This window comes from Hydrogenophaga sp. 70-12 (assembly GCF_001897365.1).
GTDB classification, from domain to species: domain Bacteria; phylum Pseudomonadota; class Gammaproteobacteria; order Burkholderiales; family Burkholderiaceae_C; genus Hydrogenophaga; species Hydrogenophaga borbori.
Genome location: NZ_MKSS01000315.1, coordinates 1 through 7532 on the forward strand (window position 1 = coordinate 1; position 7532 = coordinate 7532).

Consider the following 7532-nt stretch of genomic DNA (forward strand, 5'->3'; position numbering starts at 1 on the left):
CCAGCGAGCCCTTCTGCTGCACGTGATCGCCCAGCACCTCGCGCAGGGCCTTGTGCATCAGGTGGGTGGCGCTGTGGTTGCGCACGGTGGCGGCGCGCTGCGCGGTGTTCACCTGCGCGTTCACCGCGTCACCGACGTTGAGCGTGCCCTGCTCCACCGTGCCGTGGTGGCCGTACACGTCGGCCTTGATCTTCTGCGTGTCGGCCACCGCGAAGCGCGCCGAGCCGGCCGTGATCAGGCCTTCGTCGCCCACCTGGCCGCCGCTCTCGGCGTAGAAGGGCGTGCTGTCGAGCACCACCACCCCGCTCTGCCCGCTCTTGAGCGCGGCCACCGGCGTGCCGTCGAGGTAGAGCGCGACGATCTTGCCCGGGGCCTCGAGCCGCTCGTAGCCCACGAACTGGTTGCCCGCGCCGCCGTAGTCCAGCGCCTTGTCCATCTTGAACTTGCCAGCCGCGCGGGCCTGCGCCTTCTGGTGCTCCATGGCGGCCTGGAAGCCGGCCTCGTCCACCGCCACGCCGCGCTCGCGGCAGACGTCGTTGGTCAGGTCCAGCGGGAAGCCGTAGGTGTCGTGCAGCTTGAAGGCCACGTCGCCGGGCAGGACCGTCTGGCCGCCCGCGAGCGCGGCGTCCAGGATCTCCATGCCATTGGCCAGCGTTTCATAGAAGCGCTCTTCCTCGGCCTTGAGCACCTCGACGATGCGCTGCTCCTGGCGGGCCAGGTTGGGGTAGGCCGCGCCCATGAGCCGCACCAGCACCGGCACCAGCTTGTGGAAGAAGGGCGTCTTCTGGCCCAGCTTGTAGCCGTGGCGGATGGCCCGGCGCACGATGCGGCGCTGCACGTAGCCGCGGCCCTCGTTGCTGGGGATGACACCGTCGCTCACCAGGAAGGCGGTGGCGCGGATGTGGTCGGCGATGACCTTGAGCGAGGGGTTGGCCAGGTCGCTGGTGTGGGTCTCGCGCGCGGCGGCCTCGATCAGCGCCGCGAAGATGTCGATCTGGTAGTTGCTGTGCACGTGCTGCAGGATGGCGGCCAGGCGCTCCAGGCCCATGCCGGTGTCCACGCAGGGCGCGGGCAGCGGCACCACGCTGCCGTCTTCCTTCATGTCGAACTGCATGAACACGTGGTTCCAGATCTCGATGAAGCGGTCGCCGTCCTCGTCGGGGCTGCCCGGGGGGCCGCCGGGGATGTGCGGGCCGTGGTCGTAGAAGATCTCCGAGCAGGGGCCGCAGGGGCCGGTGTCGGCCATCATCCAGAAGTTGTCGCTCTTGTACTTGCCGCCCTTGTTGTCGCCAATGCGGATCACGCGCTCGGGCGGCAGGCCGATCTCCTTCGTCCAGATGTCGAAGGCCTCGTCGTCGTCGATGTAGACGGTGGCGAGCAGGCGCTCCTTGGGCAGCTTGTAGACCTCGGTCAGCAGTTCCCAGCCCCACTTCAGGCTCTCGCGCTTGAAGTAGTCGCCGAAGCTCCAGTTGCCCAGCATCTCGAAGAAGGTGTGGTGGCGCGCGGTGTAGCCCACGTTCTCCAGGTCGTTGTGCTTGCCGCCGGCGCGCAGGCAGGCCTGCACGGACGCGGCCCGCACGTAGGGGCGCTTGTCGGTGCCCAGGAACACGTCCTTGAACTGCACCATGCCCGAGTTGGTGAACATGAGCGTGGGGTCGTTGCCCGGCACCAGCGGGCTGGACGGCACCACCGTGTGCCCCTTGGAGGCGAAGAAGTCCAGGAAGCTCTTGCGGATGTCGGCGACGGAGACGGGAGCGGTCGTGGGGGCTGTCATAGGACCTTTGGGGCTGCGGGATGGGAGCGCGCCGGGCACGCGAACCCGCTATTTTCCAACATGCGGGACAGGCGCCACCATCCCGGGGAAAACCACCGCCCCGGGTGGGCGGTCGCCGGCGTTCGCGCACCCCGCCCCACCCCCGGGGCTATGCTCCCACCCCGGATCGGGAGCACAATCGCGCCCTGAATTATTTAACAAGTTAAATTTTCACCTTCCCGCTGCCTCGCGAACCGACGGAGACACCCATGGACATGAAAACCTCCCCCCTGGCCCTGCTGAAAGACCCCAGCCTGCTCAAGACCGACGGCCTCATCAACGGCCAGTGGATCAAGGGCGGCGCCCGCTTCGACGTGCACGACCCCGCCACCGGCCTGAAGCTGGCCGACGTGGCCAACCTGGGCGCGGCCGACGCGGAAGCCGCCATCGCCGCCGCCGACAAGGCCTGGCCGGCCTGGCGCGCGCGCAGCGCCAAGGAGCGCGCCAACCTGCTGCGCAAGTGGTACGACCTGCTGATGGCGAACCAGGAAGACCTGGGCCGCATCCTCACCGCCGAGCAGGGCAAGCCCTTTGCCGAGGGCAAGGGCGAGATCGCCTACGGCGCCAGCTTCGTCGAGTGGTTCGCCGAGGAGGCCAAGCGCGTCAACGGCGAGACCCTGCCCACCTTCGACCCCAACCGCCGCCTGCTGGTGCTCAAGCAGCCCATCGGCGTGTGCGCGGCCATCACGCCCTGGAACTTCCCCCTGGCCATGATCACGCGCAAGGTGGCGCCGGCCCTGGCCGCCGGCTGCCCGGTGGTCATCAAGCCGGCCGAGCTCACGCCGCTGACCGCCCTGGCCGCCGCCGAACTGGCCGTGCGCGCGGGCATCCCGGCCGGCGTGCTCAACGTCATCACCGCCGACTCGCAGCAGAGCATCGCCGTGGGCAAGGCCCTGTGCGCCAGCGACACGGTGCGCCACCTGAGCTTCACCGGCTCCACCGAGGTCGGCCGCATCCTCATGGCGCAGTGCGCGCCCACGGTGAAGAAGCTGGCGCTGGAGCTGGGCGGCAACGCCCCCTTCATCGTCTTCGACGACGCCGACATCGACTCCGCCGTGGAAGGCGCCCTGGCCAGCAAGTACCGCAACGCCGGCCAGACCTGCGTCTGCGCCAACCGCTTCTACGTGCAGGCCGGCGTGTACGACGAGTTCGTGCAGAAGTTCGCCGCCAAGGTCCAGGCCTTCAAGGTGGGCAACGGTTTTGAAGACGGCGTGGTGCAGGGCCCGCTGATCGAGGACGCGGCGGTGGAGAAGGTGCAGCGCCACGTGGACGATGCGCTGGCCAAGGGCGGCACCGTGGTGGCCGGCGGCAAGAAGCTGCAGGGCCAGTTCTTCGAGCCCACGGTGGTCGCCGGCGCCAAGGCCGACATGCTGTGCGCGCGCGAGGAGACCTTCGGCCCCTTCGCGCCGGTCTTCAAGTTTCAGACCGAGCAGGAGGCGATCGACGCCGCGAACAACACCGAGTTCGGCCTGGCCAGCTACTTCTACAGCCGCGACGTGGGCCGCATCTTCCGCGTGAGCGAGGCGCTGGAGTACGGCATGGTGGGCATCAACGTGGGCATCCTGGCCACCGAGCACGTGCCCTTCGGCGGCGTCAAGCAGTCCGGCCTGGGCCGCGAAGGCTCGCACCACGGCATGGACGACTACGTCGAGATCAAGTACCTGTGCCTGGGGGATGTTCTGAAGTGAGCTCCCCGATGCGGTTCAGCGACTGGAACAACCCCTACCCCGTCTCGCGCGCGCCGCTGATGGCGCGCAACGCGGTGGCCACCACCCAGCCGCTGGCCGCGATGGCCGGGCTGCGCATGCTGCTCAAGGGCGGCAACGCGATCGACGCGGCCATCGCGACCGCCGCCGCGCTGACGGTGGTGGAGCCCTGCTCCAACGGCCTGGGCAGCGACAACTTCGCCATCGTCTGGGACGGCGAGCGCCTGCACGGCATGAACTCATCGGGCGTGGCGCCCATGGGCTGGAGCAAGGCCTACTTCGATCAGAAGCACGGCGGCCAGATGCCCCTGCGCGGCTTCGACGCCGTCACCGTGCCCGGCGCCGTGGGCGGCTGGGCGGCGCTGTCCGAGCGCTTCGGCGCCCTGCCCTTCGCCGACCTGATGGCGCCCGCCATCGAACTCGCCGAGCGCGGCCACGCGGTGGCGCCGGTGATCGCGAAGAAGTGGGCGCAGGCCGTGCCCCTGCTGCACGACAAGCCCGGCTTCGCCCAGGCCTTCCTGCCGCGCGGGCGCGCGCCGCAGGCGGGCGAGCGCTTCGCTTTCCCCGACGCGGCCCGCGCGCTGCGCGCCATCGCCCAAACCCGCGGCGAGGCCTTCTACCGCGGCGAGATCGCCGCCGCCATCGAGGCCTTCGCCCGTGAGCACGGCGCCCAGCTGCGCGCCAGCGACCTCGCCGCCCACCAGGCGCAATGGGTGCGGCCCATCGAGATCGGTTTCGCCGGTCACACGGTGCACGAGCTGCCGCCCAACGGCCAGGGCATCGCCGCGCTGATGGCGCTGGGCATGCTGGAGCAGCTGGACATCGGCCGCTTCGGGGCCGACAGCATCGAAGGCCAGCACCTGCAGATCGAGGCCATGAAGCTGGCCTTCGCCGACACCTACCGCTGGGTGGCCGACGAGCGCTACATGACCGAGGTCACCGCGGCCGATCTGCTGGACCCCGCCTACCTGCGCGAGCGCGCCCAGCGCATCGACCCCAAGCGCGCCATCGACCCCGGGCCGGGCGAGCCGCCGCGCGGCGGCACGGTGTACCTCACCACCGCCGACGCGCAGGGCCGCATGGTCAGCCTGATCCAGTCCAACTACCTGGGCTTCGGCAGCGGCGTGGTGGTGCCCGGCTGGGGCGTGAGCCTGCAGAACCGCGGCCACGGCTTCACGCTGCAGGACGGCCACCCCAACCAGGTGGCGCCGGGCAAGCGGCCCTTCCACACCATCATCCCGGGCTTTCTCACGCGCGGCGGCCAGCCGGTGATGGGCTTTGGCGTGATGGGCGCCAACATGCAGCCCCAGGGCCACGTGCAAACGCTGGTGCGCATGCTGGTGCACGGCCAGCAGCCGCAGGCCGCCAGCGACGCGCCGCGCTGGAAGTGGGGCAAGGGTCTGGACGTGGACTTCGAGTCCACCATGAACCCCGCGCTGCGCGAGGGCCTCAAGGCCTTGGGCCACCGCTTCGAGCCCACCGCCGACAGCTACCTCGACTTCGGCAGCGGCCAGTTCATCGCACGCCTGAGCGACGACCTGGAGGACGGCTACGTGGCCGCCAGCGATTCGCGGCGCGACGGGCAAGCGGTGGGGTTTTGAGCGCCCCGGCGGCGCGCCCCCCTTTCTGCGCCATCGACTTCGGCACCTCCAACTCGGCCATCGCGCTGCCGGCACCCGGCGGCGGCGTCGAGCTGGTCGAGGTGGAGCCCGGCCGGCGCACCATGCCCACCGCGGTCTTCTACCAGGTGGAGGGCCTGGCGGCCCACGAGGAGCCGCAGCGCGCGTACGGCCGCGAGGCCCTGGCCGCCTACATGCAGGGGCATGAGGGACGGCTCATGCGCTCGATGAAGAGCATCCTCGGCTCCAGCCTGGCCGAGCAGAGCACCGAGGTGGGCGCCGGCCGATCGGTGCGCTACCTCGACGTGGTCTCGGGCTACCTGCGGCACCTGAAGTCGCTGGCCGAGCAACAGGCCGGCGCGCCGCTGGAGCGCGCGGTGCTGGGCCGCCCGGTCTATTTCGTCGATGGCGATCCGGTGCGCGACGCCCAGGCGCAGCGGGCGCTGGAAGACGCGGCGCGCGCCGTCGGCCTGCGCGAGCTGAGCGTCCAGTACGAGCCGATCGCCGCCGCGCTCGACTACGAGCAGACCGTGCAGCGCGAGCAGCTGGTGCTGGTCGCCGACATCGGCGGCGGCACCTCGGACTTCTCGCTCGTGCGCATCGGCCCCGAGCGCCGCCAGCGACTGGACCGCCAGGACGACATCCTGGCCAACCATGGCGTGCACGTCGCCGGCACCGACTTCGACCGCCACATCGAGCTGGCCAGCATCCTGCCCCTGTGCGGCTACAAAGGCCTGGGCCCGCGGCGCCCCGGCGAAACGCCGCGCGAGGCGCCCAGCCGCGTGTACTTCGACCTCGCCACCTGGCACCTCATCAATACGGTCTACAGCCCCCGGCGCATGGCCGAGCTGCGCCGCATGGGCGGCTTCTACGGCGACCCCGCGCAGTACCGGCGGCTGATGACCGTGCTGGAGCAGCGCCTGGGCCACGCCCTCGTCGGCCAGGCCGAAGCGGCCAAGATCGCCGTCGCCGAGGGCGGCGCCACCCGCATCGACCTGGCCCGGCTGGAACCCGGCCTGCAGGCCACGCTCGATGGCGCCCAGGCCGTGCAGGCGCTGGACGCGCAGCTGCAGCGCATCGTGGCGGCGGCCGACGAAACGCTGCGGGCGGCCGGCGTGCGCGCCGACGCGGTGGACGCCGTGTACTTCACCGGCGGCTCCACCGGCTTCAGGCCCCTGACCGAGCGCATCGCCGCCCGCCTGCCGGCGGCGCTGGCCTGGCATGGGGACCGCGACGCCAGCGTGGCCCGGGGGCTGGGCGTGCAGGCGCAGCGGCTGTTCGCGTGAGCGGCCGCGGCGGGCTTGCCCGGCGCGATACCGCGTATCGCTGCGAGCGATGCGCCCGCGCCATCCCCGCCCGTAGACTGCCCGGCGTTCCCTCAACGCCACGGCAGACCCCATGAACATCAGTCAGGAAGGACAAGGGCCCCTCGTGGTCCTGAGCCACGCACTCGCCCTCGACCGCCACATGTGGGACGCGCTCACGGCCCGGCTCGCAACCCACTGCACCGTGGTGCGCTACGACCACCGGGGCCATGGCCAGGGCCCGTCGCCGGAGGCGCCCTACACCATCGACGACCTGGCGGACGACGCCGCTGCCGTGATCCGCTCGGTCTCGTCGCGACCCGTGGTGTTCGCCGGCCTGTCGCTGGGCGGCATGGTCGGTCAGGCGCTGGCGGCGCGGCACCCGGCGCTGCTGCGCGGCCTGGCCGTCATCAACTCCGCGCCCCACTACGCCGACCGCGCGCTGTGGGACGCGCGCATCGAGGCCGTGCGCCGCAGCGGCATGCCCGCCGTGGCCGACGCTTCGCTCGACCGCTGGCTGACGCCGGCGTTCCGCCAGAGCCCGGCCGGCCAGGCCGTGGCCGAGCGGCTGCGCCAAAGCCTGCTGGGCACCGACACGCTGGGCTATGTGCGCGCCTGCGAGGCGATCGCGGCCATGGACCTGCGCCCGGGCAACCGGCGCATCCACACGCCCACGCTGGTCGTCGCGGGTCGGCACGACCTCGCCACGCCGCTGGCGCAGTCGCAAGCCATCGCCGCCGACATCGCGGGCGCGCGCATCGCCGAGGTGGAGGCCGCGCACATCAGCGCGGCCGAGTGCCCGGACGAACTCGCCCGCGTACTGGGCGACTGGGTGCGCGCGCTGCCCGCCGAGGCGGCCTGAGGCCGCGTGCACGCTTTGGGCTTTGGGCTTTGGGCTTCAGGCTTCAGGGGCTGCGGGTGGGCGGGCCGAGGGTTCGGGCAATGGCGCGAGAAGCGAGGTTCTTTCGTTGATTGGCCAGCTCAGGTGCCGCACGCCACGGCCCTGTGCCCGGCCCTGACACCCACCACCCAGGCAACGACCATCACCCGCCCGGCGCATTGGCCGCGCGGCCGTTGCGGTCGTAGGCGC

Annotated in this window: 5 protein-coding genes; 4 read left to right on the plus strand and 1 reads right to left on the minus strand. The window is 71.4% G+C overall.

What is annotated here, in order from left to right:
* A partial coding sequence (alaS, locus tag BGO22_RS16680; protein WP_286851831.1) for an alanine--tRNA ligase occupies nucleotides 1–1774 on the minus strand: 1774 nt, incomplete at its 3' end.
* A gap of 248 nt (nucleotides 1775–2022) precedes the next feature.
* Here alaS and BGO22_RS16685 point away from each other — a divergent pair.
* From BGO22_RS16685 to BGO22_RS16700, 4 genes are all read left to right on the plus strand, one after another.
* Entirely contained in the window at nucleotides 2023–3501 is a 1479-nt protein-coding gene (locus BGO22_RS16685; protein ID WP_070398113.1) for an NAD-dependent succinate-semialdehyde dehydrogenase, read from the plus strand.
* Nucleotides 3502–3509: 8 nt separating this feature from the next.
* Nucleotides 3510–5120 carry a gamma-glutamyltransferase family protein gene (locus BGO22_RS16690; RefSeq protein ID WP_070398114.1) on the plus strand — a complete coding sequence of 537 codons (1611 nt, stop codon included), beginning with the start codon at nucleotides 3510–3512 and terminating at the stop codon, nucleotides 5118–5120.
* Complete coding sequence (locus tag BGO22_RS16695; RefSeq protein ID WP_286851833.1) at nucleotides 5117–6424, plus strand: Hsp70 family protein; 1308 nt, start codon at nucleotides 5117–5119, stop codon at nucleotides 6422–6424. Before BGO22_RS16690 ends, BGO22_RS16695 begins: the two co-directional genes overlap by 4 nt.
* Before the next feature lie 112 nt (nucleotides 6425–6536).
* Entirely contained in the window at nucleotides 6537–7304 is a 768-nt protein-coding gene (locus BGO22_RS16700; RefSeq protein ID WP_070398116.1) for an alpha/beta fold hydrolase, read from the plus strand.
* Nucleotides 7305–7532 lie beyond the last annotated feature (228 nt).

What these genes read in the sequence shown, in the direction of transcription:
- BGO22_RS16685 (WP_070398113.1), top strand. Translation starts at nt 2,023, where the DNA reads ATGGACATGAAAACCTCCCCCCTGGCCCTGCTGAAAGACCCCAGCCTG.
- BGO22_RS16690 (WP_070398114.1), top strand. Translation starts at nt 3,510, where the DNA reads ATGCGGTTCAGCGACTGGAACAACCCCTACCCCGTCTCGCGCGCGCCG.
- BGO22_RS16700 (WP_070398116.1), top strand. Translation starts at nt 6,537, where the DNA reads ATGAACATCAGTCAGGAAGGACAAGGGCCCCTCGTGGTCCTGAGCCAC.